Raw genomic sequence first — 26,029 nt, forward strand, 5'->3', positions numbered from 1 at the left:
CTGGAACGGTGCGTACCGCGACAGCAACGGCAGCGGCCGTCACCACGGCCCTCCTCGGCGCCGGTGCGGCCGCGGTCGCGGCCGGACGGTACGCCGCCGACGCGGCCCTGCGCTCCGAACCGGGGCGCCCGCTCCCCGGCGGGCAGCGGCTCAGCGTCCACTCCACCGCCGCCGGCCGGGTCTCGCTGACCCGCTCGCTGGCCTCCCTGCGCCCCGGCACCTACGGCCTGGTCGCACCCGGGGTGCACGCCGTCGTCGGCCCCGTGGTCGCCGACGCCGACCACTACCCGGACACCGTCGTACGGCGGCTCCTCACCGTCAACCACGGCGCCCTCGCCCCCGGCACCCGCGTCACCCTCACGCCGCAGGTGTACGTCGGCAACCCGAGCACCGCCCTCGGGCTCGACCACGCCGACGTGGACGTCCCCGGGGAGCTCGGCGCGCTGCCCGCCTGGTTCGTGCCCGCCGCCCGGGACACGTGGGTGATCGCCGCGCACGGGCTCGGCGGCACCCGCGAGCACCCGATGGTGGTCATGCCCTTGCTGCACCGCCACCGGCTGCCCGTCCTGGACCTGGCCTACCGCGGCGACCTCGGCGCCCCCGCCTCCCCCGACGGCATCGGCCACCTCGGCGAATCGGAGTGGCGGGACCTGGACGCCGCCATCCGCTACGCCGTGCGCTACGGCGCCCGCCGCGTGGTCCTCTACGGCTGGTCCACCGGCGCCACCATGGCCCTGCACGCCGCCGAACGCTCCGCGCTGGCCGACCGGATCTCCGGACTGGTCCTGGACTCGCCGGTGCTCGACTGGCACACGACCCTGCGCGGGCTCGCCGCGGCGCGCCGCACCCCCGCCGTGGTGCTGCCGCTGGCCGTCTGGGCCGCCGAGGGCCGCGCGGGCCTGCGCGCCGACCGCCGGCCGCCGGGGGCGGATCCCGGGGCCCTGCGCGTGCCCGTACTGATCTTCCACGGACCGGACGACGCCCTCGCCCCCTGGGGCCCCTCCCGCCGGCTCGCCGCGGCCCGCCCCGACCTCGTCAGCCTGCACACCGTGCCCGGGGCCGGGCACGGGGCCATGTGGAACGCCGACCCGGCCGGCTACGAGGAGGCCCTGCGCCGCTTCCTCACCCCCCTCATGTGAGGGCCCGTCATGTGAAGGCCGTGTGACGGACCAGGTCCTGCGGGCGTGTTGTCCCGGTCTGCACCGCGGGCAGGTGGTGGTAACGGCTGATTCCGTTTGGGCTTTCGGCCAGTGACGGGCGAGACTGCTTCCGTGACGTCCCGAAAGCCTGATGAGCAGTTGGCTCGCGACTCCAGACTCCGACTCGTCTCCCCGCGTTCCGTCGCCGCGGCACGCAAGGCGGTGACCGACCGACGCAGTCGGCCCGCCCCGAGGCCCCCGGCGGGCACCCCCGCCACGGCCGACCTCGCGAACCGGGCCCGGGCCTCGCTCGCCGACGCCGTACGCCTGACCCGCTGGGCCGAGCGCAACCTCGGCGCCGGAGACGGCGGCCGGCCCGCACCCACGGGCGCCCTGCCGCCCTCGGACGTCGAACGCGCCGCCGGGGAACTGGGCCTGACGCACGGGCAGATCCGCGTCGGCTGGGACCGCGCACGGCTCGCCGGACTGGTCGAGGTGCACGGCGGCCACGCCCGGCCCGGCTGGCGGCTGCGGGCCTGGGACCGCGACGACACCGCCGTGCTGCGCGGCTGGGTCGCCCTCTTCGACGCCTGGTCGCTCGTCCACCCCGCCCCCGCCGACATCGCGCCCGCGGCCGTCGCCGAGGTCGTCGAGGCGATGCCCCAGCTCCTCTCCCTGCTCCAGCTCTCCGACGGCCCGGTGACCGTCCCCGACCTGCTCGACCTGCTCGGCCAGCGCGTCACCGAACTGCGCGACGAGCGGTGCGAGATCCCCTACGAGGCCGAGCCCGCGGCGGCCCGCACCACCACCCCCGGCGAACCGGAAGCCCAGGCCCCGGCCTCAGCCCCGGCCCCCGCCCCCGCCCCGGCCTCAGTCCCCGACCCGGACGGGCAGGCCCGGCCCGCGCCCGCCGGGTCCGCGGAGGCCCGGCCCGCCCCCGTCCCGCTCGCCCGGCTGCTGCGCTGGGCGCTCGGCGGACTCGCCGCCGTGGACGCCGTCACCCTCGGCCCCGCCCGGGCCGCGCTCACCCCGCTCGGCAGCTGGGCCGTCTGGGTCAAGCTGGAGCAGATCTGCGTCGCGGCGCAGAGCCCCGCCGGGAACATCGAGCAGTCCGCCGCCGCCATGCTGCACGGCTGCGCCCGGCTCACCCCCGGCCCGGCCCGCGCCGAGTACCAGGCCTGGCTCGCCGCCCGGCCCGTCGGCCACGCCGTCGCCGAGCTGCTCCAGGCCGCCCGCGGCGAGGACGCCCTGCTGCGCGGCCTCGCCTTCGAGGCGCTGCGCGTGGTCGGCGCCCCCGCCGAACCCGAGGTGCGCGCGACCGTGCGCGAGCCCACCCTGCGGCCCTACGCCCTGCTCTGGCTCGCCGAGCACGACGGGATCGACCCCGACGAGGCGCAGGACGTCCTCACCGCCGAGGAGTCGACCTGGCTCTGGGTGGACACCGCGGCCGCCATCGCCGACCACGGCGAGGCCGAGCTGCTGGCCCGCCACCTGGACTCGGCCGTCCGGACCACCGTCCCCCGGCTGCTGGACGAGGTCCGCGCCGTCGGCCATCCGCGCACCGTGCAGGTCCTGGTCGCGCTGGCCGCCGCCCATCCGGACCCGGCCCTGGCCAAGGCCGTCCGCCGGGCCGCCTTCCAGGTCCACACCGGCGGCGCCTAGCCCCTGCCGGGCGCGGCGCAGCATGAGGCGTCGCGCCCGGGCCCGTCCCTGCCGGGGGCGTCCGCCGCGGGTCCGTGAAAGCACCGGCACCGGGACGCCTCCGGCCCGCGGCGCGGCGGCGCCGCGGGGCTCAGACCGGCGGCGCGTACGTGCCGAAGCTCCAGATGTTGCCCTCGCCGTCCCGGGCCATGTAGTCGCGCGAGCCGTAGTCCTGGTCCTTGGGTTCCATCACGATCTCCACCCCGTGCTCGGCGGCACGCCGGTGGTGGGCGTCCACGTCGTCGACCACGACATAGACCCCCGAGGGGCCGGCACCCTCCATGGCCTTGTCGAAGACCCCGCCGGTGCCCTTGCTGCCCAGCATCACCATGCCGTTGCCGTAGGCCAGCTCCGCGTGCACCACCGAGCCGTCCTCACCCTCGTACACCGCGACCTGGCTGAATCCGAAGGCCTCGGTCAGCAGCCGGATGGCGGCCTTCGCGTCGCGGTAGAGCAGCGTGGGACAGATGGACGGAACGCCTGCCATGACGATCACTCCCTCTCGTGACGGTGACCCGCGTCACACCAGCATGGCAGGCGGCACCGACAGTCAGCGGAAGGTGTTGCACTGGGCCATGTCGCCCGTGCGGTAGCCCTGGTAGAACCACTGCTGCCGCTGCTCGGCCGAGCCGTGCGTCCAGGACTCCGGGGTCACCCGGCCCTGGAACTTCTCCTGGATCCGGTCGTCGCCGACCGCGGCCGCCGCGTCCAGCCCGTCCCTGATGTCCTGGTCGGTCAGGTTCGTGATCAGCGGCCGCCCGGTGGACTCGTCCGGGGTGCGCGTCGCGTTGTGCGCCCACACCCCCGCGTAGCAGTCGGCCTGCAGTTCGACCTTGACGGCGTTGCTGTTCGCGCCCTGCCGCCCGTCCTGGGAGCGCTGGAGCGTGCCGAGCAGGTTCTGGATGTGGTGCCCGTACTCGTGGGCGACGACGTAGGCCTGGGCGAAGGGGCCGCCGCTCGCGCCGAACTTCGTCCGCAGCTCGTTGAAGAAGCCGAGGTCCAGATAGACCTGCCGGTCCGCGGGGCAGTAGAAGGGGCCCACCGCCGAGGTGGCCGCCCCGCACGCGGTGTTCACCCGGCCGGTGAAGAACACCGTCGACGCCGGGCTGTACTGGCCGCCGCGCCGGGCGAACTCCTGCCTCCAGAAGTCCTGCGTGCTGTTGACCACCGCGACCAGCCGGCAGTCCTCCCGCGCGTTCGCGTCCCGCCCCGTCCTGCACTCCTGCTGCACCTCGTTGACGGAGGACGCGGCCGGCCCCGGCTCCTGGTCCCCGGAGGAGAGTCCCAGCTGGTCCGGACCCACCCCGAAGAGCAGTCCCAGGACGAGCGCGATGATGCCGACGAGGCCGCCGCCGATCGTGGCCCTCCCGCCGGGGACGCGGCTGCCGCGCACATCCTTGACCTCGGAGGTGTCCAGGTTGGCGTCGTCGTCGAACTGCATCCCCGCACCGCCCTCTCTTCGTGGGACCGGGCGGGCCGGGCAGCCGCCCCTGCGGCGAGTATCGGCCCATTCCTGCCGGTACGCGCCCCGGCGCTCCCCGGGATGCCTGAGCCGAACGGAGGGCGCGGCGGAGCGGCTCCCGGCCGCCGGGCGGTCCGGCCCGCGCCCGGAAACCAGTTGCACACCCCCGGTAGAATGTCTCCCATGGCAAATCTCCTCGCGGATTAGCGGCGTCGAAGCATCGCGTCCTGCCCCCCTTCCGCCGTCCCGACCCGCCCTGGAGTATTTCCGTGATCACCGCCACCGGCGTCGAGCTGCGCGCCGGCGCCCGCATCCTCATCGAGTCCGCTTCCTTCCGCGTCGCCAAGGGCGACCGCATCGGCCTGGTCGGCCGCAACGGAGCGGGCAAGACCACCCTCACCAAGTGCCTCGCGGGCGAGGGACAGCCCGCCGCCGGCTCCATCGCCCGCTCGGGCGAGGTCGGCTACCTCCCGCAGGACCCGCGCACCGGCGACCTCGACGTCCTGGCCCGCGACCGGATCCTGTCCGCGCGCGGTCTCGACGTACTGATCAAGAAGATGCGCGCCAACGAGGAGCGCATCGCCACCGGCGCCGGTGCCACCCGTGAGAAGGCGCTCAAGCAGTACGAGCGCCAGGAGACCGAGTTCCTCACCAAGGGCGGGTACGCCGCCGAGTCCGAGGCCGCCACGATCTCCGCGGCGCTCAGCCTGCCCGACCGGGTCCTCGGCCAGCCGCTGCACACCCTCTCCGGCGGTCAGCGCCGCCGCGTCGAGCTCGCCCGGATCCTCTTCTCGGACGCCGACACCCTGCTCCTCGACGAGCCCACCAACCACCTCGACGCCGACTCCATCGTCTGGCTGCGGGACTACCTGAAGAACTACCGCGGCGGTTTCATCGTGATCTCCCACGATGTCGACCTGGTCGAGACCGTCGTCAACAAGGTCTTCTACCTGGACGCCAACCGCGCCCAGATCGACGTCTACAACATGGGCTGGAAGCTCTACCAGCAGCAGCGCGAGGCCGACGAGAAGCGCCGCAAGCGCGAGCGCCAGAACGCCGAGAAGAAGGCCGCGGCCCTGAACTCGCAGGCCGACAAGATGCGCGCCAAGGCCACCAAGACCGTCGCCGCGCAGAACATGGCCAAGCGCGCCGACCGGCTGCTCGCCGGCCTGGACGCCGTCCGCGTCTCCGACAAGGTCGCCAAGCTGCGCTTCCCGGACCCGGCGCCCTGCGGGAAGACCCCGCTGACCGCCGAGGGCCTCTCCAAGTCCTACGGCTCGCTGGAGATCTTCACCGACGTCGACCTGGCCATCGACAAGGGCTCCCGCGTCGTCATCCTCGGCCTCAACGGCGCCGGCAAGACCACCCTGCTGCGCCTGCTGTCGGGCACCGAGAAGCCCGACACCGGCACCGTCGTCCCCGGTCACGGCCTCAAGCTCGGCTACTACGCCCAGGAGCACGAGACCCTGGACCCGGAGCGTACGGTCCTGGAGAACATGCGCTCCTCCGCGCCCGACCTGGACCTCGTCGCCGTACGCAAGACGCTCGGCTCCTTCCTCTTCTCCGGGGACGACGTGGACAAGCCCGCCGGGGTGCTCTCCGGCGGCGAGAAGACCCGCCTGGCCCTGGCCACGCTGGTCGTCTCCTCGGCGAACGTGCTGCTGCTCGACGAGCCCACGAACAACCTCGACCCGGCCAGCCGCGAGGAGATCCTGGGCGCCCTGCGCACGTACAAGGGCGCGGTCATCCTCGTCACGCACGACGAGGGCGCCGTCGAGGCGCTGGAGCCGGAGCGGATCATCCTGCTCCCGGACGGCGTCGAGGACCTGTGGGGCCCGGACTACCGGGACCTGGTGGCGCTCGCCTGACCCCGGAGGGGTTCGGTCCGATCACGGTCCGGGCCTGCGGTGACCCTGATCCAGTTCCTTATGGATCATTCGGCTCAGGGGTGATCCATCATCTGAGTGAGACGGTCTCGTACCGTTGCGCGTCGTTCGACGGCCCCGGCCGCACCCGTGAAGGTGCGCGACCGGGGCCGCTCTTTTTCCGCTGCCCCGCCTCTGACCTGGCGATTCCCGGCGGGGGCGGCGAAGTGTGACGGAAGTCATGCGGCGGAAGAGAAGATTCCGTTCTGCTCGCGTGTCCACGGCTTGAGAAATGCCGCCGTACCGACCTTGCTGAATGGGTGGCCAGGAAGCGTGGGAGGGGTGATCATGAGAAGTCCAGAGCGCACTTCCCATGAGGAGGCACGGGTGGCCGAGACTCTGAAGAAGGGCAGCCGGGTAACCGGCGCCGCGCGCGACAAGCTCGCGGCAGACCTGAAGAAGAAGTACGACTCCGGTGCGAGTATCCGGGCGCTGGCCGAAGAGACCGGTCGGTCCTACGGATTCGTCCACCGGATGCTCAGTGAGTCCGGGGTTTCGCTGCGCGGTCGCGGAGGCGCGACGCGCGGTAAGAAGGCGGCTACGGCCTGACCCCGGTCCCATCGGTTCCAACGCTCCAAGGCTCCAACGGCTCCACAGCTCACAGTTCCGACGTTTCCTTCGGTGACCCCCGGTCGGCTCCGTGGCCGACTGGGTGGTTACTGTGCAGTCACTTAGGCCGGGCTTGCGGCCGACTGCACACCGGAGGCATACACAGATGGCTCTGCTCGACAAGGACGGCGTACGACTCACCGTCGACGACACGGTCGCCACGGTGACACTGACCAATCCGGCCAAGCGAAATGCCCAATCCCCCGCGCTCTGGCGGGCTTTGGCCGAGGCCGGGAGGTCGTTGCCGGGCACCGTCCGGGTCGTCGTGCTGCGCGGTGAGGGCAAGTCCTTCTCCGCAGGGCTCGACCGGCAGGCGTTCACCCCCGAAGGCTTCGAGGGCGAGCCGTCCTTCCTCGATCTGGCACGTGGATCGGACGAACTGCTCGACTCCACGATCGCCGAGTACCAGGAGGCGTTCACCTGGTGGAGGCGTAACGACATCATCTCCGTCGCCGCCGTGCAGGGGCACGCGATCGGCGCCGGCTTCCAGCTCGCGCTCGCGTGCGATCTGCGCGTGGTCGCGGACGACGTGCAGTTCGCCATGCGCGAGACCAGCCTGGGCTTGGTCCCCGACCTGGCCGGAACCCAGCCCCTGACCTCCCTGGTCGGCTACGCCCGCGCGCTGGAGATCTGCGCGACGGGCCGCTTCGTGCATGCCGAGGAAGCCGAGCGGGTCGGCCTCGCCAACCTGGTCGTCCCGGCCGACGAGCTCGACGCCGCCGTCCAGGACCTCACCACCGCCCTGCTGGCCCCGCCGCGGGACGCCGTGATCGAGACCAAGGCACTCCTGCGCGCCGCGCACTCCCGCCCGTACGACGACCAGCGCACCGCCGAGCGCGCCGCCCAGGCCCGCCGTCTGCGCGACCTCGCGGGGCTGTCCGACTAGCCCACGGCACCACTGCGGGACCGGCCCCCGCCCGTACCCGGCGGAGCTCCAGGTACGGGCGGAACCCGGGAACCGGATCCGGCCGAGCGGCGTAGTCCCGACGCGCCGGCGCGGCCGCGCGCCTAACGTGGAGCGGAGTGAGTCCGGTTCCGCACGCGCGAAAGGGCACGCCATGACCGAATCCGCACCAGGCCGCGGTGACTCCGCCAAGGAACCCGGCGACCGGGGACGCACGAGCATCTCCGACGGCGTGGTCGAGAAGATCGCCGGGCTGGCCGCCCGCGAGGTGGTCGGCGTACACGCCATGGGCAGCGGCACCGCCCTCTCCCGTACCTTCGGTGCCGTCCGCGACCGCGTGCCCGGCGGCCAGAAGGCCTCCGTCAGCCGCGGGGTCAAGGCGGAGGTCGGCGAGGTCCAGACCGCCCTCGACCTGGAGATCGTCGTCGACTACGGCGTGTCGATCCGCGACGTGGCGCGGGCGGTCCGTGAGAACGTCATCTCGGCGGTCGAGCGGATGACCGGCCTGGAGGTCGTCGAGGTCAACATCGCCGTCAGCGACGTCAAGCTGCCGGACGAGCCCGACGAGGAGCCGGAGCCCCGTCTCCACTAGTCGAGAGGAGTCGCAATGAGCATGGCGATCGCCGGCCTGTTCGCCGGAATGGCCCTGGCGTTCGCCGGGTACTTCGGCGGTTTCGGCGCCTTCCTCCTGGTGGCGGCCCTCGGCGCCCTCGGGTTCGTCGTCGGGCGCTTCCTCGACGGGGACCTGGACGCCGGGGACCTGTTCCGCCGCCGTGACGACCGGCGCGGGTGAGGGGCCGATGACCACCACCCAGCCACGGGCCACCCCGCCGCGGGTGGCCGCCGCCGACCGCGGATCCACCCTCATCGCCGACCGGGTCGTCGCCAAGATCGCCGCCCAGGCCGCCGGGGAGGCCCTCGCCGCCCCCTCGGGCGCGCCCCCGCACGCCACCGTCAGCGTGCACCACGACATCGCACGGGTACGGCTGAGCCTGGAGCTCGACTACCCCTCCGACGTCGCCGCCCAGTGCGCCGCCGTACGCGCCCGGGTGGCCCTGCGCGTCGAGGAGTGCGCGCAGATGACCGTGCCCGAGGTGGACATCGAGGTCGAACACCTGCACTCCGCCCACACCCGGACCGCCGCAGGGCGGGACCGGCGGCTGCGGTGACGGCCCCCGGCCCCGGCCCCGGCCGCGCCCACCGGTTCCGCTCCGCCCGCCGGGTGCCCGCCGCGCTCACCGCCCTGGCCGTGCTGGGGGTGGCGGCCCTGTTCCTGTACGACCTGGCCGCCGTACGGTCCGGCCGGCCCGCCATGAGCTGGCGCCGCGACCTCGCCCACCGACTGGAGACGGCGACCCCCGCCGACCTGTCGGTACAGCTGACCGGCGGGGCCCTGGCCGTGGCCGGGGCGGTCCTCCTGCTGCTGGCGCTCACCCCCGGGCTGCGCCGGATCCTGACCATGCGGACGCCCGGCCAGGGCGCGGCGGTACACGCCGGGCTCGGCCGCAAGGACGCCGCGCAGGTCCTGCGGGACCGGGCCATGGAGGTGTCCGGGGTGCGCTCGGTCCGGGTCAAGGTGGGCCGATCCCACGTCGGGGTGCGGGCCACCTCGCACTTCCGCGAACTGGACGACGTACGGGCCGACCTGGACGCCGTGCTCGCCGTCGGCATCGAGGAACTGGGCCTCGCGCACCCGCCGCGGGCGCGCGTACGGGTCAGGAGGTGAGCGGGATGCTCGGGGTGGTGAACCGGATCCTGCTGGCGGTGGCCGGAGCGGTCCTGCTGGCGGCCGGCATCGTGCTGCTGACGGGCTGGTGGCCGCTGCACGGGCGGCACGCGCCGCTGCTGACGGCCGGGGCGAGGCACCGGTACTGGCACGCCGACGGCTGGTGGTGGTGGGCGGTGCTCGCCGGGCTCGGGGTGGTCGTGCTGCTGGCCCTGTGGTGGCTGCTGTCCCAGCTGAGGCGCTCGCGGCTGCCCGCGGTGGTCGTGGACACCGGCGACGGGGCCTTCGCCCTGCTGCGCGGGCGGGCGTTGGAGGAGGCGGTGGCCGCGGAGGCCGGCGCGCTGGACGGGGTCGCCGGCTGCCGGGTCGCGCTGCGCGGGCGGCGCGGCTCGCCCGCGCTGCGGGTCGCGCTGGAACTGGAACCCCAGGCGGTGCCCGCCGACACGCTGGCCGCCGTCGCGGGCCCGGTCCTGACCCACGCCCGTACCTCGGCGGGCCTCGCCGAACTCCCGGCCGAGGCCCGCCTCAAGGTGACGTCACACCGGGCGCAGCGCGTCACTTAGCCCGGACACGGCGGAGCCCCACAGCGGGTCAGAAGCCGTGGCGGGAGCCGCCGTCGACCGGGAGCATGACGCCCGTCAGGTACGAGGCGGCCGGGGACAGCAGGAAGGCCGCCGTGCGGCCGAACTCCTCCGGGGCGCCGTAACGCCGCAGCGGGATGCGGGACTCGTTCCCGGCGCGGGCCGCGTCGGCGTCGCCGCCGAGCGCGTCGAGCTCCCGCACGCGGTCGGTGTCGATGCGCGCCGGGAGCAGGCCGACGACCCGGATCCCGCGCGGGCCGAGCTCCACCGAGAGGGACTTCGCGAAGCCCGCCAGGCCCGGGCGCAGGCCGTTGGAGATGGTCAGCCCGGGGATCGGCTCGTGGACCGAGCCCGACAGGACGAAGCCGATGACCCCGCCCTCGCCCAGCTCGGCGGCCGCCGCCCGCGCGAGGCGGACCGCGCCCAGGAAGACCGACTCGAAGGCCGCCGACCACTGTTCGTCGGTGTTGTCGGCCGCGAAACCGGGGGCCGGGCCGCCGACGCTGATGAGGATGCCGTCGAGGCGGCCGAAGCGCTCGCGCGCGGTGGCGACGAGCCGCCCGGCCACCGCCGGGTCGGAGTTGTCCGCCGCGACACCCACGGCGTTCGGGCCGAGCTCGGCGGCGGCGTCGGCCGCCCGCTTCTCGTCCCGGCCCGTCACGAGGACCTTCGCGCCGTCGGCGGTCAGTTCCCGGGCGGAGGCGAAGCCGAGGCCGCGCGTGGCCCCGGTGACGATGTAGACACGGTCTTTCAGTCCAAGATCCATGCCGACACGCTACGCCGTCGCGGGCTCCTGTTCGACGGCTTCGGCCTTGGCCGCCGCCTCCTCGCGGTCGCGCTTCTCCCGCCGTACGAGGACCACCCAGCCGACCGGCACCGCGGCCGCGAACAGCCACCACTGGACGGCGTACGCCATGTGGGGGCCGATCGAATCGTGGTCGGGATCGGCGATGGTCTCCGGGCCCGCCTCGGGGGACGGGGCGGTGAGCTCCAGGTACCCGCCGAGGACCGGCCGGCCCAGGTACTCCGCCTGCTGCGCGCTGTTGATCAGCATGACCTGGCGGTCCGGCAGGCCCTTGCGGTCCTTGATGCCGCTGCCGCCGCTCGTCTCGTCGGCCTTCAGCCGGCCGGTGACGGTGACCTCGCCCGCGGGGGCGGCCGGCACCGGCGGGTAGGCGCGGGGGTCGTCGCCGCCCGGCACCCAGCCCCGGTTGACCAGGACCACCCGGCCGTCGGGGAGCACCAGCGGGGTCAGGACGTGGAAGCCGACCTTGTCGTCGTTGTCGGTGCGCATCCGTACGACGACCTCGTGCGCGGAGTCGTACGTGCCGGTCGCGGTGACCGCACGCCAGAAGTCCGCGCGGGGGACCTTGTGGCCGGGGGAGGTGACCTCGGCCACGGGGACCGGCTTCGCCCGCAGGTTCGCCTCGATCAGCTGGTTCTGCGCGACCCGGTGCTCATGGCGGTGGTACTGCCAGAACCCCAGCTTGATCATCACGGGGATGAGGGCGAGGGTGATGAGGGTGAGGCACACCCACTGCCGGGTCAGCACAAAGCGGTACACGCCCACGACGGTACCCCCAGCGCGGAGGACCCCGGCGGCCGGGTGGCCGTCCGGGGTCACGGGTACGTGATCGGGGGAGGGGCGAGGGGGAGGACGAGGGGAAGGACGAGGGGAAGGAGGAGGGGGAAGGGCGGGGGAGTCAGACGCGGTCGACGATGCCCACCTTCCCCTCCGCGCGGGCGCAGTGCGCCCCGCAGAACCACTGCCCCGAGACCTCGACGCCCTGCCCGATGATCGAGACCCGGCAGTGCTCGCAGACGGGCGCCATGCGGTGGATGGCGCAGGAGAAGCAGTCGAAGACGTGAACCGCTCCTTGTGCATGAACCTCGAAGGACATGCCGTAGTCGTTTCCGCAGACCTCACAACGTGCCATGCGCCGAATGCTGCGCACGGCGGGGGAGCGGAACAAGATCCAGCGGGGTGAGTCGCCGCGCCTGCACCCGGCCGGCGCAACGGCACCTCCCGTCGCCGTGGCTCGGGCTCAGGACTCCGCCGGGGCCACGTCCCGCAGCAGCTGGGTGAAGGCGGCCTCGTCGACGACCGGCGTGCCGAAGGACTTCGCCTTGACCGTCTTCGACGTCGCCGAGTCGGGGTCGTTCGTCACGAGGAGGCTGGTGAGCCGCGACACGCTCGTCGCGATGTGCAGACCCGCCTCGACCGCGCGGTCCTCCAGCAGTTCCCGCTCCACCGAGGTGTCACCGGAGAAGGCGATCCGCATGCCCTGCTTCAGCGGCTCGCCGTCCTTGTACCGCCCCGGATTCGGGTGCGGGCACGGCGGCCGCTTGCGCGAGGGCCGCCAGCCGCCGCCCCGGTAGGAGGACTGGTACCCCACGCGCGGGGCGGCGGCCGAGTCCGACCACTCCGTCAGCGGCCGGCACTCCAGCAGGGGCAGCCGTACGCCGCCCTGCGCGGCCGCGTGCAGCGACGGGCGGAAGGCCTCCGCCAGCACCCGGGCGTCGTCGAGCGCGTGGTGGGCGCGCTGCTGGACGACGCCGAAGTGCGCGGCGAGCGACTCCAGCTTGTGGTTGGGCAGCGGGAGGTCCAGTTCCTTCGACAGGGCGATGGTGCACAGCCGCTGACGGACCGGCGCGGTCTCGGCGGCCCGCGCGTACTCCCGGGCGATCATCTGCCAGTCGAAGATGGCGTTGTGCGCGACCAGCACCCGGTCCGCGAGCCGGCCGGCGAACTCCTCGGCGATGTCCTTGAAGAGCGGGGCGCCGGCGAGCACCTCGCTCGTCAGCCCGTGGATCCACACCGGTCCCGGGTCCCGCTGCGGGTTGACCAGGGTGTACCAGTGGTCCTCGACATTGCCCTGCGCGTCGAGACGGTAGACGGCGGCGGAGACTATCCGGTCGTCGCGGGCGAGCCCGGTCGTCTCCACGTCGACGACCGCGTACCCCTGTGGGTAGGCGGTCGGCCACGTCGTCTCTGCGGTCGTACGGTCGTCGAGCATGGTCACAGAGGATATCGGCCCCGACTGACAGCCGTTGCCGCGATGCCTCCTCGGCCCGGCTCCGCGACAGGTTCGCCGGCGCTCAAGAGCCGGCCTTCAGCAGGGCCGTCGTCAGGGCGCGTACGGACAGCAGGAACAGGCGTTCCGGGTCGGCCGGGCGGGCCAGGGCGCGGGCGAGGGCCGGGTCGTGGGGGGCCGCGGCCGGGTCCCAGAGCTCGCTCTCGGCCGGGGACTGGGCGGGGGAGCGCTCACGGTTGCGCTCGACGAGCAGGAAGCCGACGATCTGGAACTGGATCGCGCGCACCGCGTCGGCCGCCCGGGCGCCGCGCAGTCCCGCGGCGTGCACCTCGTGGACGAGCGCCTGCTGCGCGGGCAGGAACATCCGCTCGGTGAGGCCGCGCTCGTGGACCATCGCGATCAGGTGCGGGCGCTCGCGCAGTTCGCGGCGCAGGGTCCGGGCCACCGACAGGATGCGGTCGGCGGGGGTGCGGCCCACGGGCCTGATCGCGCCCATCTCCTCCACGGTCCGCCGTACGAGGGCGTCGAGCAGCGATTCGCGGTTGCCGACGTGCCAGTAGATGGACGTCACCGCGGTGCCCAGTTCGGCGGCGAGCTTGCGCATGGTGAGGGCGGCCGGACCGTGCTGCTTGACCAGGGACACGGCGGCGTCCAGCACCTCGTCGCGGGTCAGCGTTGATCTGGCCATGGTCGCGGGCCACCGATCTGTCGGAGTGTCAGTTCTGGTGCGTGCACGGGTCTTTACCCTTCATCGGTGGCGGTGTAACTGTGTTACAGAACCTGACTCCGCTCAATGACGAGGGATGGGGCGACACATGGCACGGGTACGGTACGGAGCGCGGACCGAGGCCGAGATCGCGGCGTCGCGCGAGAAGAGTTCCAAGCTCCCCGCCATCTGGTCCACCGGCGTGGTGGCCGTCTGGGAGAGCGACCCCGACGTCGTGGCGGCGGTCCTGCCGCCGCCCCTGAAGCCGGCCGACCGGCCCCTCGTGCGGGCCAACATCAGCAAGGTCGACCTGCCCGGCTACCCGCTCGGCGCCGGCTCGGTGGCCGTCGCCGCCCAGCACGGCGGGGTCGACGGCTGGTACCCGCTGGTCATGCCGATGACCCACGAGCGCGCCCTGATCGGCGGCCGCGAGGTCTTCGGCGAGCCGAAGAAGCTGGGCGAGGTCACCGTCGAACGCGACGGCCTCGTCGTCCGGGCCGCCCTCGCCCGGCACGGGATCGCCTTCGTCGAGGTGCGCGGGGCGGTGGACCGCGCGCTGCCGCTGCCCGAGCCCACCCAGAAGACCGACTTCTACTTCAAGTTCCTGCCCGCCGTGGACGGTTCGGGCTTCGACGCCGACCCCGTCCTCGTCCACTGCACGCGCAACGAGAAGGTCCGCAAGCTGGAGCACATCACCGGGGACATCGTCCTGCGCGAGTCGATGTTCGACCCCGTCGCCGACCTGCCCGTCCGCCGGATCGTGGAGATCACCATCGGCGAGAAGACCACCGACCAGAAGGGCCGGGTCGTCGAACAGGTCAGCGCCCAGGCCCTGCTCCCGTACATCCACCAGCGCTACGACGACCCGATGCAGATCCTCGACGGTCCTCCGGAAGGCAGTGTCTGACATGCGGATCGAACCGGGACAGGTGGCCGTCGTCACCGGAGCCGCCAGTGGCATCGGCCTCGCGATGGCCCGCCGCTTCGCCGCCGAGGGACTCAGGGTGGTCCTCGCCGACGTGGAGGAGGGCGCCCTGCGCAAGGCCGCCGACGAGCTCACCGCGGACGGCGCCCAGGTGCTCGCACGGCTCGTCGACGTCAGCGACCGCGACTCCGTGACCGCGCTGGCCGACGCGGCGTACGAGACCTTCGGCGCCGTGCACGTGCTGTGCAACAACGCCGGCGTCGGCTCCGGCGCCGAGGGCCGGATGTGGGAGCACGAGCCCAACGACTGGAAATGGGCCTTCTCCGTCAACGTGTGGGGTGTCTTCCACGGCATCCAGGCCTTCGTCCCCCGCATGATCGCGGGCGGCGCGCCCGGCCACGTCGTCAACACCTCCTCCGGCGACGGCGGCATCGCCCCCCTGCCCACCGCCTCCGTCTACGCCGTCACCAAGGCGGCCGTGGTCACCATGACCGAGTCGCTCTACGCCCACCTCAAGGCGGAGGGCGCCGCCGTCGGGGCCTCCGTCCTCTTCCCCGGCCCGCACATGCTGCGCACCGGACTGTGGGAGTCGCACCGCAACCGGCCCGAGCGGTACGCGAAGGAGCGGCCGCGCAAGTCCCCGTACCGCAGCCTCGACCAGTACGAGGCAGCGATGAGGCAGGCCGGCCACGCGGTGGAATTCACCCCCGTCGAGGAGGTCGCCGAGCACGTCCTCGACGGCATCCGCACCGACCGCTTCTGGATGCTCCCGGCCAGTGAGCACAGCGACCGGCAGATCCGGGCCCGGTCGCAGTCGATGCTCGACCGTGCCAACCCCGCCTACCTGGAAAGCTTCATCCTCGACTGAGGGGCGTTCGTCGTGAGTGACATCGTGAGTGACATCGTGAGTGACACACCCTACGAAGATCCGTACCTGATCATCTCCTCCGACTGCCACGCGGGCCTGCCCACGGAGCGGTACCGGCCCTACCTCGACTCCCGCTTCCACCCCCAGTTCGACGAGTTCCTCGGCGAGCGCGACGCCCGCCGCGCGGAGGCCACCCGGCTCGGCGTCCGCAACGAGGCCTTCGCCGAGAAGTGGTTCCACGACCACGAGGAAGGCCTGCGGGGCGGCTGGGACACCGGGCAGCGGCTGAAGGAACTCGACGGCGACGGCGTGGCCGCCGAAGTCGTCTTCCCCGACGCGGACGCCGTCGACAGCCAGACCGCGGCCCCCTTCGGAGTGGGCCTCGGCCTCTCCGGCGACCAGGACCCCGAGCTCGGCATGGCGGGCGCGCAGGCCCACAACCGCTGGCTGGCGGAGTTCGTCTCCGAGCATCCCGAGCGGCACTGCGGGGTCGCCCTGCTCCCCATCACGGGCGAACCGTCGAAGGTCGTCGCCGAGATCCACCGGGCCAAGGAGTCCGGGCTGGGCGCGCTGATGATCCCCGCCATGTGGGTGGACAAGGCGCCCTACCACGACCGCCGCTACGACCCCGTGTGGGCGGCGGCGGCCGAGACGCGGATGCCGATCGTCACCCACTCCGGGTCCTCGCCGCGCCACGAGTACGGCGACCACCTGGGCATCTTCGTCTCCGAGGTCACCTGGTGGCCGGCCCGCCCGCTGTGGTTCCTGCTCTGGTCGGGGGTCTTCGAGCGCCACCCCGGCCTCAAGTTCGGCGTGGCGGAATCCGGCTGCTGGTGGCTGCCGAACCAGCTGTGGTTCATGGACCGGCTCTACCTCGGCGCGCACGGCGGCAAGAAGCTCTCCCCGTTCGAGGAGCTGAAGCGGCCGCCGAGCGAGTACCTGGACCGCCAGGTCTTCGTCTGCGCCACCAACACCAAACGGCGCGAACTCGCCCAGCGCTACGAGATCGGCGTGGACAACATCCTGTGGGGCTCGGACTTCCCGCACCCGGAAGGCACTTGGCCCGACACCCGGAACTGGCTGCGCAAGACCTTCCACGACATCCCCGTCGACGAGACCCGCCGGATGCTCGGCCTCGCGGCGGCCGAGGTCTTCGGCTTCGACACGCAGAAGCTCGCTCCCGTCGCCCGCCGGATCGGCCCCACCCAGGCCGAGCTGGGCCAGTCCCCGGACCAGGCGGCGGTGGCGGCCTCCTGGGCACGCTCGCGCGAGACGGGCCGCCACTGGCTCACCGGCGGCGACTTCCCGGTACTGGGGGTCTCGTGATGACGGACGGCCAGGACCGCTACACGGTCATCTCGGCGGACTGCCACGCGGGCGCCGACCTGCTGGACTACAAGCCGTACCTGGAGAAGCGGTACCACGACGACTTCGACGCCTGGGCCGCCGGCTACGTGAACCCGTACGAGGACCTCCTCGCGGACACGGCGGACCGCAACTGGAACTCCGCGCGGCGCCTCGCGGAGCTGGAGGCGGACGGCATCGTCGCCGAGGTCGTCTTCCCCAACACCATCCCGCCGTTCTTCCCCAAGGCCTCGCTCATGGCGCAGCCGCCGACGGCCGCCGAGTACGAGATGCGCTGGGCCGGCCTCCAGGCCCACAACCGCTGGCTGGCGGACTTCTGCGCGGACGCGCCGGGCCGGCGCGCGGGCGTGGTGCAGATCCTCCTCAACGACGTGGACGCGGCGGTGAAGGAGATCCGCCGCACGAAGGAGGCGGGCCTCACGGGCGGCATCCTGCTGCCCGGCGTCCCGCCCGGCTCCCCGGTCCCGGAGCTCTACTCGGCGGCGTACGACCCCATCTGGGCGGTCTGCGACGAACTGGACGTCCCGGTCAACCACCACGGCGGCTCGGCGTCCCCGCCGCTGGGCGAGGAACCGGCCGCCCGCGCGGTCTTCATGGTGGAGACCACGTGGTTCTCGCACCGCGCCCTGTGGCACCTCATCTTCGGCGGTGCCTTCCGCCGCAACCCGGGCCTCAAACTGGTCCTGACGGAACAGGGATCCGGCTGGATCCCGGGCGTGCTGGAGATGCTGGACTACTACCACGGCCGCCTGGTCGCGGCCTCGGCCACGGCGGAGGCCAAGTTCGGGGCGGGCCTCGCGGAGTCGATGGGCAGCGGCCCGAGCGAGGTCTGGCGGGAGAACTGTTTCGTGGGGGCCAGCTTCATGCGCCCCCACGAGGTCCCGCTCCGGGACCGGATCGGCCTCGACAAGATCATGTGGGGCAGCGACTACCCGCACGACGAGGGCACCACCCCCTTCTCCCGCGAAGGCCTCCGCATCGCCTACGCGGGCCTCCCGCGCGAGGAGGTCGCGGCGATGGCCGGCGGCAACGCGGCCCGCGTCTACGGCTTCGACCTCTCCCTCCTGGACCCCCTCGCGGCCAAGCACGGCCCGACGGTCGCGGAGGTAGCCGAACCCCTGACGCACACCCCATCGGAAGCCACGAGCCCGGCCTTCGCCAAGGGGGGCTCGGTCCGGGTCTGGTAGCCAGGCCTTGCAGGAGCGGCTCACCAGGGGTAGGTGAGCCGCTCCGGCGGGATCGCATCGGCTCCCCTGAGCCGGACGTTGTGGCCGACCTCGATGGCGAGCCGGTCCAGGTCCGCGAGAGGCGTGAGGTCGTATGCACCACCGTTGTACAGACTGAGCCTGGTCAGTTCGGGAAGCTCCTTCAGCGCGTGCAGCCCACCGGGGGTCCGGGAGTTGTTCAGGAAGAGGGAGGTCAGCCGAGGGCAGCGCAGAGCCACCGCCGCGTCGAGTTCCTCGTGGTCCAGGATCTGGAGTCCGGTCAGCCGGTCGGTGCCGCGAAGCCCGGCGAAGTCCGCGGCCTGCCGGCGGCCGCAGAGCGTCAGCCAGCGCAGCTCCGGCCAGGGGGCTATGTCGTCCAGGGCCAGCGGCGAGGCGTCGGGCTGAAGGTGGAGTGTGTGCAGCCGGGGATGGGCCGGCAGGTCCGACACCCGGTCCGTTCCGGCCGGCCGGTAATTGAGGCTGAGCTGGCGGAGCGCGTCCATGTCCGTCAGAGGAGCGAGCCTGAGAGTGTCCGCAACGGCCGTCAGACTGAGGTAGTCGAGCGGCAACGCGGTCAGCGCTTCCAGGCCCGAGACGTTCCGGCAGTGGTACAGACCCAGATAGATCAGGTTCTCGAATCCGGCAAGAGGCCCGAGGTCGGTCAGGGCGGTGTTCCGGAACAGCGTCAGGTGCGTCAGCTGCCGCTGGGCCATGACCTCGGCGGGCAGGTCCCCGTCCCAGGTGAGGTGGAGCTGATGGAGGCCGCGCAGGTGGTCCAACGCGGCCAGCTGAGCCCCGCAGACCAGCGGAACCATTACGTCCTCCAGCCGGGTGTGGGCCAGAACGGTCTCGGCATAGGCCTTGGCGTCCGGGAACCGCGGCCAGCCGTGTGCCAGTTGCTGCCTCACCTTCTGTCGGTCGTCCGTCCGTGAGCGCGTCAGGAACTCCAGCGCCTGGTCGCCGCCGACCAGCCACGCCGTTCGCAGCGCCGCCGCGGCCTCGTCCTCGTTCAGGTGCTCCGTGGCCGGCAGCAGTTCCAGCACCAGCGGTCCCGCCTTCGCCAGTTCGTCCGCCTGAGAGAACCGGGTGGGCGGTAGCAGTTCCCCGGTTCGGGCCTGTACCTCGGCCCGGACGGCGGGGTCCAGTTCGGGGGCGTGTTCCAGGCAGGCCGCCGCGAGCAGGATCAGCCGGCTGCGGGCGCCTTTGGTCTTGTCGGCGCGGCGGAGCAGGCCCCGCAGGATGTGGGTCCGCTCGTCGGGGCGGCCGTGGCCCACGGCCATGCGGATGACGTCGTCCCAGGTGTCGTCGTGGGCGTTCTTCACCAGGACACCGAAGTCGCGGGACTCCACGGCCGCCTTGGCGCCCAAGTAGTCCTGGAAGGTGCGGTGGACGAAGAGCACCGAGCCCGGTGCCGGCTCCAGCAGCAGCCCGCTGCGGATCAGCAGGTGGGAGAAGACCTGTTCCGCATCGCCCTGCCCGCGCACCTGCGGCATCGCGGCCAGCCATTCGTCCACCATCCCGATGGCCTCGTCCCGCCCCGCCTCCACCTGGCCGTTCCTGATCAGCCAGTAGGCGAACCGCTGGAGCAGAGCGATCTGTTCGTCCCGGGTGAGGTAGACCCCCTCGACCCCGCTGATCTCCCGCTCCGTATCCCGCCGGACCAGCAGCATGTCCAGCGCGGCGTCATACAGCTCCTTGCGGGCCCGCGGCAGCTGCATCCGCCGGTCCTGGTTCAGTGCGCACAGCAGCGCGCACATCAGCGGGTTGGTGGCCAGCCGGGCCAGGTCGCGGCGGGCTCCCACGGCTTCCAGCAAAGAGGCCTCGTACGCGTCCGCCTCCTGCCCCTCCGCGCGGGCCGCCGCGTGCCAGTGCGCGACGAACGCCCGGATGTCCTGCTGCTCCATCGCCAGCATGGAGTGCGTGGTGAACCCCTGGCCCGCGAGCCAGTCCTCCGGGACCGCGGACGGCCGGGTGGTCACCACGTACCGGGCCCTCGGGAAGGCGGAGACGAGCGAGCGCAGCCAGGTCTCCGTACGGGCGCGCAGTCGCTGCGGGACCTCGTCCACGCCGTCGACCAGGACCAGCGCCCGGCCGCTGAGCATGAGGTCCTCCACCCAGCCCGGCGGTGCGGACAGGGGGACGCCGCTGGCGCGCAGGAAGTCCTCGGGAAGCGGCAGGCTGTCGGACGAGGTGAAGGAGCGCAGGCGCAGCACAAAGGGGACGCAGGTGCTCCACGGGCCGTCCGTCTGCCGGGCGGCGTTGAGGGCCAGCCACTGGACCAGCGTCGACTTCCCCGAGCCCGCCGGGCCGCGCAGCAGGACCCGCTCGGTTGAGGCGAGGGCCTGCTCGGCCCTCAACGGGGTCTGGTGCGCCTCCGGGCCGCCGGGCAGCAGCGGTTGTTCGCCGCTCACCGCCAGGCTGATGTAGGCCACGTCCAGCGGCCATTCCCGGCGGGAGCGGCTGAGGGTGAGGCCGAAGAGCTGGAGGCGGCCGTGGGTGTCGGCGACGTACTGCGCGTACCGCTCCTCGAAGGCGTACGCGGCCCCGTCGGAGCGGCTCGCCAGCCGGTCCACCGCCTGGGCCAACTCGCCGGTCCGGCGTACCAGTTCCACCCCCGCGCGGGCCCCGAACCCCGGCAGGGTCGTCACGTACTCCAGCACGTGGGCGCAGCACAGCCGGACCAGGTCCCGGTACGCGGCTTCGGCCGCCGCGCTCAGGCCGGCCCCGGGCGGGACGGGCAGGGCGGCCGCCAGCACCGCCGGGTCCAGGTCCGCCGCGAAGAGGGCGTCGACGTCCACCGCCCCCGCCCGGGCGAAGGCCCCGGCCACCGTGTCCAGTACGGCCAGCCGTTCGTGCTCCGGCAACCTGGCCGCAGCCGCGCCCAGCCGGTCCGCCAGCGTCGCGGCCAGCCGGCGGATCTCGGGCTCGCCCAGCCGTACCGGGCGGCGCCAGCGGGCGGCCGGGCGCACCGGTGCGTCCGCGAGTCCCGCTCCGGGTACCTGGCCGAGGCGCGACCGCAGCAGTGTCCCCGCCGCGGTGCCCGCCGTACGTAAAAGAGCCGTCTCCAAACCTGTCATCCCCCACCGTCCCCTCGGCTGGACATCATCTCGCGAACCATCGGTAACCCCGATGGATACCGATCGGTAACAACCTCTAGCGGTCCCCCCGGAGGCGCCTCTATGGTGCGCTCATGCCGAACCTGCCCGATGTCGTGCTGTGGTCCATACCGGCCTTCGTGCTGCTCACCGTCCTGGAGGTGGTGAGCTACCGGATCCATCCCGACGAGGACGCGGCCGGGTACGACACCAAGGACGCGGCCACGAGCATCACCATGGGGCTCGGCAGCATCGGCTTCGACCTGCTGTGGAAGATCCCGGTCGTCGCCGTCTTCACCGCGGTCTACGAACTCACCCCGCTGCGGGTGCCGTTCCTGTGGTGGACCGCCCTGCTGATGCTGCTCGCGCAGGACTTCCTCTACTACTGGCAGCACCGGCTCCACCACGTCATCCGCATCCTGTGGGCCTGCCACGTGGTGCACCACAGCAGCAAGCGGTTCAACCTCACCACCGCCCTGCGCCAGCCCTGGACCAGTGCCACCACCTGGTGGTTCTACCTCCCGATGGTGGCCCTCGGCGTCCACCCCGCGGCGATCCCCTTCTGCTACGGACTCAACCTCCTCTACCAGTTCTGGGTCCACACCGAGCGGATCGGCAAGCTGCCCCGCGCCTACGAGTACGTCTTCAACACCCCCTCCCACCACCGCGTCCACCACGCCTCGCAGGGCGGATACCTGGACCGCAACTTCGGCGGGATCCTGATCGTCTGGGACCGGATGTTCGGCTCCTGGGTGGGGGAGACGGAGCGGCCCGTCTACGGGCTCACCAAGAACATCGACACCCACAACCCGCTGCGCGTGGCCACCCACGAGTACGCGGCCATCGCACAGGACGTGCGCGCCGCCGCGAACTGGCGCGAGCGCGCCGGACGGGTCTTCCGCGGTCCGGGCTGGCAGCCCGCCGCCCCGGCCGCCGCCCCGGCCGCCGCCGCGGCCCCCGCCCCGGAAACCCACGCCCCGGCCGAAGCCCCCGCCGTGGACGTCGCCGCCGAAGCCCACGCCCCCGCCGGAGCTCCCGCCGTGGACGCCGCCGCCGACGCCCGGACCTCCGTACGGGAGACCACCGCGTGAGCACCGCTCCGTCCCCGGAACGCCCGGCCCCCTCCTGGGCCGCCGGCCGCGCGCCGGCCGGCCGGGACCGCCTCGGCCGCCTCGCCCTCGTGGCCTTCGCCGCGGCCACCGCCGTCGACCTCGTCTCGCTGCTGGCCGACTGGCACCTCGGGCACCTCGTCGCCAAGCCGCTGCTGATGCCGCTGCTCGTCGCCCACGTGATCACCCGCGGCGCGCCCCGGCCGCTGGTCGCCGCCCTGCTGTTCGGCTGGGGCGGGGACCTGGCCCTGCTCTTCGACGCCGAGCCCGCGTTCCTCGTCGGCATGGGCTCCTTCGCCGTCGGGCACGTCTGCTACCTCGTCCTCTTCGGCAAGCGGCCCGCGAACCCGCTGCTCGGGGGCGCGTACGCACTCGCCCTCCTCGGGACAGTCGCCCTGCTCTGGTCCGACCTGCCGGGCGACCTGCGGATCCCGGTCGCCGGCTACAGCCTGCTGCTCACCGCCATGGCGTTCCGCTCCAGCGCCCTCGGCCTGCGGGCCGGCATCGGCGGCGCGCTGTTCCTGCTCTCCGACACCCTCATCGCCTCCGGGGTCGCCGCATGGCCCCAGCTGCCCCGCCCGGACTTCTGGATCATGGCCACCTACGTGGCCGCCCAGTACCTCCTGGCCACCGGTTCGACAGCCACCCGGGAAGCAGGCGTACCGTAGGACGGTCCTCAGTCGTACAAGACTGAACAACCCCGAGCCGGAGGACTGCACCACCATGCGCGCCACCGTCATCCACGCCCCGCACGACATCCGTGTGGAGGAGGTGCCCGACGCTGCGATCCAGCGCCCCGAGGACGCCGTCGTCCGTGTCCTGCGCGCCTGTATCTGCGGCAGCGACCTGTGGGCCTACCGCGGCGAGGCCGCGCGCCAGCCCGGCCAGCGCATCGGCCACGAGTTCCTGGGCATCGTCGAGGAGACCGGTTCCGCCGTGGCCGGCCTGAGCGCCGGTGACCTGGTCGTCGCGCCGTTCATGTGGTCCGACGGCACCTGCGAGTACTGCAAGGAGGGCCTGTTCACCTCCTGCGACCACGGCGGTTTCTGGGGCTCGGTCGGCCACGACGGCGGCCAGGGCGAGGCCGTCCGGGTCCCGCACGCCGACGGCACCCTGGTCAAGCTGCCCGCCGAGGCCGTCTCCGACGACCACCTGCTGACCGGTCTGCTCGCGCTCTCCGACGTCATGGGCACCGGCCACCACGCCGCGCTGGGCGCGGGGGTCCGCCCGGGCTCCACGGTCGCCGTCGTCGGCGACGGCGCGGTCGGCCTGTGCGGCGTCCTCGCCGCCAAGCGCCTGGGCGCCGAGCGGATCATCGCACTGGGCCGCCACACCGTCCGTACCGACATAGCCAGGCTCTTCGGGGCCACCGACGTCGTCGCCGAGCGCGGCGAGGCCGCCGAGGCGGCCGTGCGCGAGCTCACCGGCGGCCGGGGCGCCCACGCGGTCATCGAGGCGGTCGGCACCGAGCAGTCCATGCGCACCGCGGTGAACATCACCCGCGACGGCGGGGCCGTCGGCTACGTCGGTGTCCCGCACGGCAGCGGCACCGGCCTCGACCTCGGCGTGATGTTCGACCGCAACATCACCCTGCGCGGTGGCGTCGCCCCGGTCCGCGCGTACATCCCGGAGCTGCTGGAGGACGTGCTCAGCGGCGCGATCGACCCGTCGCCCGTCTTCGACCGGGCCGTGTCCCTGGACGAGGTCCCGGACGGCTACCGCGCGATGGACGACCGCAGCGCGCTCAAGGTGCTGATCACGCCCTGACCGGATGGCCGGATGGCCGGATGCTCGGTCGGACTGATGGCCGGATGACTCGTTGAACGGACGGGCCGGGCGGGGTGATCCCCGCCCGGCCCGTCCGTTTCCCGTCCTCCGCTCCTGCCGCGGGGGCTACTTCACGGCCTTGAGCGCGTCGACCACGCCGTATCCGTAGTAGCCCGTCTGGCCCCACTTGGACTTGCAGGTGGTGGCGTTGACCAGTGCGCCCGCGGCGTCGTAGATCTGCGCCGGGCAGGCCGCCTTCGTGGACTGCGCCTTGAGCATGGCCTGCAGCTGGGAGGGCGTGGCCCCGGGGTGGGCGCTCTTGAGCAGCGCCGCGACGCCCGCGACGTGCGGGGCGGCCATCGAGGTGCCCTGCTTGTAGCCGTAGCCGCCGCCCGGGACGGTCGACAGCACGCGCCCGTTGGCGTCCGGGGTGGCCGGGACCTGCCACTTGTCCCCGCCGGGGGCGGCGACGTCGACGACCCCGAGGCCGTAGCTGGAGTAGTACGAGCGCAGTCCCTTGTCGCCGGTGGCCGAGACGGTGACCACGCCCGGCAGCTGCGTGGGCAGGTCCAGGCAGACGCTCGGGTCGACGGTGCGCGGCACCGGGGTGGTGTCGTTCGGGCTGGTCTCGTCGACGAGGGAGTCGGCCGCCAGGTCCTGGTCGGAGTTGCCGGCCGAGGCCACGTGGAGCGTGCCCTTGCGCTCGGCGTACCTGGTGGCCCGGCCGATGGCCTCCACCAGCGCCTTCTGGTCGTCGTCGGTCTTGCAGTTGAAGAGGTACGGGTCGACGTAGTAGCTGTTGTTGGTCACCTCGATCCCCTTCTCGGCGGCGAACATGAAGCCGCAGACGACCGCCTCGGTGTAGAAGAGGCTGGTCCCGGGCTCGCTCACCTTGATCGCGGCGATCTTCACGCCCGGTGCGACACCGCTGATGCCGAGGCCGTTGCGCGCGGCGCCTATGGTGCCGGCCACGTGCGTGCCGTGGTCGCTGCCGTCGGGGTACGGACGCCAGGCGCCCTCGGTGGTGTCCGCGACGCCGCCCACACAGTTGGCCGACTGGTCCTTGGAGAAGTTCGGGGCGAGATCGGGGTGGGTGTCGTCCACACCCGTGTCGATGACGCCCACGGTGACGTTCCGGCTGCCATCGTTGATCTTGTGAGCCTCGTCGGCCTTGATCGTCCGCAGGTCCCACTGGTTGGGCTCCAGGGGCTCCTGACCCTCCTGGGCGAGCGCCGCGGCCTTGGCGGCGTCCGCCGCGTTCAACCGCTGCGTCGCGCCTTCCTCGGTGGTCTGCACCGCCTGCATCGGGGCCGTCCGGGTGGCGCCGACCGACACGAACAGACCGCGCTGGGCGCGCAGCTGCTTGGCGAAGTCAGGGTTCTGGGAATGTGCGACGACGACCCCGATCTGCTCATAGGCCGTCACCACCGTTCCGCCGGCCCGCTCGACGGCCTTCTTCGCCGCCTTCACGGTGGCGTACGCGTTCAGGTTCGCCACGTACGACAGCTCGGGCCCGGAGGTGGAGGGCTTCGAAGCCGTCGCCGCGTCCGCCGTGTCGCCGAGCGGCGCGGCGGAGGCCGGGACCGAGGGCAGGAAGGCGAGCGAGGCGGTGAGCGCCAGGCCGACCGGCACGGCGAGGGCGCGCCGGCGGACGGATCCCAGATGAGCCATGGGTTCTCCAGATCATCTTTGGAAAAGCCGTCCGCACGCGGTCGCGTCGGACGGGTTCATGACAAGCGAACCTAGCGCTGCCGTTCGTCCCTGCGCCATCAGTTCGAGAAATCGGATTCCGAAGATCCATGGGTGTTGAACCGTCCCGACACGCCGTACGTGCCGTTGACAGGGGGGCTCAGCACCACCGGCCCCCCACACGGAGGTTGTTTTGTCCGTCGTCCCCACCGCACCCG

At 72.8% G+C, this 26,029-nt stretch carries 26 protein-coding genes; 17 read left to right on the forward strand and 9 right to left on the reverse strand.

What is annotated here, in order from left to right; translation table 11 throughout:
* Nucleotides 1-8: 8 nt before the first annotated feature.
* Both IF88_RS0125360 and IF88_RS0125365 read left to right on the forward strand, forming a co-directional pair.
* Nucleotides 9-1,139 (forward strand): alpha/beta hydrolase family protein, encoded by a 1,131-nt coding sequence (locus IF88_RS0125360; protein WP_030716908.1) that lies wholly within the window; start codon nucleotides 9-11, stop codon nucleotides 1,137-1,139.
* A gap of 132 nt (nucleotides 1,140-1,271) precedes the next feature.
* On the forward strand, nucleotides 1,272-2,801 hold the full coding sequence (locus IF88_RS0125365; RefSeq protein ID WP_199808132.1) for a hypothetical protein: 1,530 nt from the start codon (nucleotides 1,272-1,274) through the stop codon (nucleotides 2,799-2,801).
* A gap of 130 nt (nucleotides 2,802-2,931) precedes the next feature.
* On the opposite strand, the gene IF88_RS0125370 is transcribed toward IF88_RS0125365, so the two are convergent.
* Both IF88_RS0125370 and IF88_RS0125375 read right to left on the reverse strand, forming a co-directional pair.
* Nucleotides 2,932-3,327, reverse strand: a complete 396-nt coding sequence (locus IF88_RS0125370; protein ID WP_030716914.1) for a VOC family protein — start codon at nucleotides 3,325-3,327, stop codon at nucleotides 2,932-2,934.
* Nucleotides 3,328-3,390: 63 nt separating this feature from the next.
* Nucleotides 3,391-4,281 (reverse strand): neutral zinc metallopeptidase, encoded by an 891-nt coding sequence (locus IF88_RS0125375; RefSeq protein ID WP_030716917.1) that lies wholly within the window; start codon nucleotides 4,279-4,281, stop codon nucleotides 3,391-3,393.
* Nucleotides 4,282-4,571: 290 nt separating this feature from the next.
* On the opposite strand from IF88_RS0125375, the gene IF88_RS0125380 reads away from it, so the two are divergent.
* From IF88_RS0125380 to amaP, 8 genes are all read left to right on the forward strand, one after another.
* Nucleotides 4,572-6,170 (forward strand): ABC-F family ATP-binding cassette domain-containing protein, encoded by a 1,599-nt coding sequence (locus IF88_RS0125380; protein WP_030716919.1) that lies wholly within the window; start codon nucleotides 4,572-4,574, stop codon nucleotides 6,168-6,170.
* Between the two features lie 384 nt (nucleotides 6,171-6,554).
* Entirely contained in the window at nucleotides 6,555-6,776 is a 222-nt protein-coding gene (locus IF88_RS0125385; protein ID WP_030010789.1) for a helix-turn-helix domain-containing protein, read from the forward strand.
* Between the two features lie 166 nt (nucleotides 6,777-6,942).
* Nucleotides 6,943-7,722 (forward strand): enoyl-CoA hydratase/isomerase family protein, encoded by a 780-nt coding sequence (locus IF88_RS0125390; RefSeq protein ID WP_030716921.1) that lies wholly within the window; start codon nucleotides 6,943-6,945, stop codon nucleotides 7,720-7,722.
* 172 nt (nucleotides 7,723-7,894) lie between these two features.
* Entirely contained in the window at nucleotides 7,895-8,332 is a 438-nt protein-coding gene (locus tag IF88_RS0125395; RefSeq protein WP_030716922.1) for an Asp23/Gls24 family envelope stress response protein, read from the forward strand.
* A gap of 15 nt (nucleotides 8,333-8,347) precedes the next feature.
* Nucleotides 8,348-8,533, forward strand: coding sequence for a hypothetical protein (locus IF88_RS0125400; RefSeq protein WP_030716925.1), 186 nt, complete (start codon nucleotides 8,348-8,350; stop codon nucleotides 8,531-8,533).
* Nucleotides 8,534-8,540: 7 nt separating this feature from the next.
* Complete coding sequence (locus IF88_RS0125405; RefSeq protein ID WP_030716927.1) at nucleotides 8,541-8,909, forward strand: hypothetical protein; 369 nt, start codon at nucleotides 8,541-8,543, stop codon at nucleotides 8,907-8,909.
* Nucleotides 8,906-9,466 (forward strand): DUF6286 domain-containing protein, encoded by a 561-nt coding sequence (locus tag IF88_RS0125410; protein ID WP_030716930.1) that lies wholly within the window; start codon nucleotides 8,906-8,908, stop codon nucleotides 9,464-9,466. The genes IF88_RS0125405 and IF88_RS0125410 overlap by 4 nt, the downstream gene beginning before the upstream one ends.
* Before the next feature lie 5 nt (nucleotides 9,467-9,471).
* Entirely contained in the window at nucleotides 9,472-10,029 is a 558-nt protein-coding gene (gene amaP, locus IF88_RS0125415) for an alkaline shock response membrane anchor protein AmaP (protein WP_030716934.1), read from the forward strand.
* Between the two features lie 28 nt (nucleotides 10,030-10,057).
* On the opposite strand, the gene IF88_RS0125420 is transcribed toward amaP, so the two are convergent.
* The 5 genes from IF88_RS0125420 to IF88_RS0125440 all read right to left on the reverse strand — a co-directional run bounded on the left by IF88_RS0125420 (nucleotide 10,058) and on the right by IF88_RS0125440 (nucleotide 13,770).
* Nucleotides 10,058-10,813 carry an SDR family oxidoreductase gene (locus tag IF88_RS0125420; RefSeq protein WP_030716936.1) on the reverse strand — a complete coding sequence of 252 codons (756 nt, stop codon included), beginning with the start codon at nucleotides 10,811-10,813 and terminating at the stop codon, nucleotides 10,058-10,060.
* 9 nt (nucleotides 10,814-10,822) lie between these two features.
* Nucleotides 10,823-11,611, reverse strand: coding sequence for an SURF1 family protein (locus IF88_RS0125425; protein ID WP_030716938.1), 789 nt, complete (start codon nucleotides 11,609-11,611; stop codon nucleotides 10,823-10,825).
* 139 nt (nucleotides 11,612-11,750) lie between these two features.
* The gene (locus IF88_RS0125430; RefSeq protein WP_030716941.1) at nucleotides 11,751-11,984 is read right to left on the reverse strand and encodes a hypothetical protein; all 234 of its coding nucleotides are present in this window, start codon (nucleotides 11,982-11,984) and stop codon (nucleotides 11,751-11,753) included.
* Between the two features lie 108 nt (nucleotides 11,985-12,092).
* Nucleotides 12,093-13,070, reverse strand: coding sequence for a DEDDh family exonuclease (locus IF88_RS0125435; RefSeq protein WP_030716944.1), 978 nt, complete (start codon nucleotides 13,068-13,070; stop codon nucleotides 12,093-12,095).
* Between the two features lie 76 nt (nucleotides 13,071-13,146).
* Nucleotides 13,147-13,770, reverse strand: coding sequence for a TetR/AcrR family transcriptional regulator (locus tag IF88_RS0125440; protein WP_030716947.1), 624 nt, complete (start codon nucleotides 13,768-13,770; stop codon nucleotides 13,147-13,149).
* A 127-nt stretch (nucleotides 13,771-13,897) separates the two neighbouring features.
* On the opposite strand from IF88_RS0125440, the gene IF88_RS0125445 reads away from it, so the two are divergent.
* From IF88_RS0125445 to IF88_RS0125460, 4 genes are read left to right on the forward strand one after another with little or no spacing between them, the layout of a single operon-like run.
* Nucleotides 13,898-14,695, forward strand: a complete 798-nt coding sequence (locus IF88_RS0125445; protein WP_030716950.1) for an acetoacetate decarboxylase family protein — start codon at nucleotides 13,898-13,900, stop codon at nucleotides 14,693-14,695.
* Between the two features lies 1 nt (nucleotide 14,696).
* On the forward strand, nucleotides 14,697-15,581 hold the full coding sequence (locus IF88_RS0125450) for an SDR family NAD(P)-dependent oxidoreductase (protein WP_030716952.1): 885 nt from the start codon (nucleotides 14,697-14,699) through the stop codon (nucleotides 15,579-15,581).
* 36 nt (nucleotides 15,582-15,617) lie between these two features.
* Nucleotides 15,618-16,907, forward strand: coding sequence for an amidohydrolase family protein (locus tag IF88_RS0125455; RefSeq protein WP_030716953.1), 1,290 nt, complete (start codon nucleotides 15,618-15,620; stop codon nucleotides 16,905-16,907).
* On the forward strand, nucleotides 16,907-18,133 hold the full coding sequence (locus IF88_RS0125460; RefSeq protein WP_030716956.1) for an amidohydrolase family protein: 1,227 nt from the start codon (nucleotides 16,907-16,909) through the stop codon (nucleotides 18,131-18,133). Before IF88_RS0125455 ends, IF88_RS0125460 begins: the two co-directional genes overlap by 1 nt.
* Nucleotides 18,134-18,153: 20 nt before the next feature.
* Here the strand turns inward: IF88_RS0125460 and IF88_RS0125465 are convergent, their stop codons facing one another.
* A complete protein-coding gene (locus IF88_RS0125465) occupies nucleotides 18,154-21,228 on the reverse strand; it encodes an NACHT domain-containing protein (RefSeq protein WP_030716959.1) in 3,075 nt (1,024 codons plus the stop codon).
* Between the two features lie 113 nt (nucleotides 21,229-21,341).
* Between IF88_RS0125465 and IF88_RS0125470 the strand changes: the two genes are divergently transcribed.
* From IF88_RS0125470 to IF88_RS0125480, 3 genes are read left to right on the forward strand one after another with little or no spacing between them, the layout of a single operon-like run.
* The gene (locus IF88_RS0125470; protein ID WP_037806973.1) at nucleotides 21,342-22,337 is read left to right on the forward strand and encodes a sterol desaturase family protein; all 996 of its coding nucleotides are present in this window, start codon (nucleotides 21,342-21,344) and stop codon (nucleotides 22,335-22,337) included.
* Nucleotides 22,334-23,023 (forward strand): lysoplasmalogenase, encoded by a 690-nt coding sequence (locus IF88_RS0125475; RefSeq protein WP_030716966.1) that lies wholly within the window; start codon nucleotides 22,334-22,336, stop codon nucleotides 23,021-23,023. The genes IF88_RS0125470 and IF88_RS0125475 overlap by 4 nt, the downstream gene beginning before the upstream one ends.
* A 55-nt stretch (nucleotides 23,024-23,078) precedes the next feature.
* Nucleotides 23,079-24,122, forward strand: coding sequence for a zinc-dependent alcohol dehydrogenase family protein (locus IF88_RS0125480; RefSeq protein ID WP_030716972.1), 1,044 nt, complete (start codon nucleotides 23,079-23,081; stop codon nucleotides 24,120-24,122).
* Nucleotides 24,123-24,248: 126 nt separating this feature from the next.
* Here the strand turns inward: IF88_RS0125480 and IF88_RS0125485 are convergent, their stop codons facing one another.
* Nucleotides 24,249-25,793: a S8 family serine peptidase gene (locus tag IF88_RS0125485; protein ID WP_030716975.1), complete on the reverse strand. Its 1,545-nt coding sequence runs from the start codon at nucleotides 25,791-25,793 to the stop codon at nucleotides 24,249-24,251.
* Between the last annotated feature and the right edge of the window lie 236 nt (nucleotides 25,794-26,029).

Origin of the sequence: Streptomyces sp. NRRL F-2580, from assembly GCF_000720115.1 — a bacterium.
In the GTDB taxonomy this organism is placed as follows: domain Bacteria; phylum Actinomycetota; class Actinomycetes; order Streptomycetales; family Streptomycetaceae; genus Streptomyces.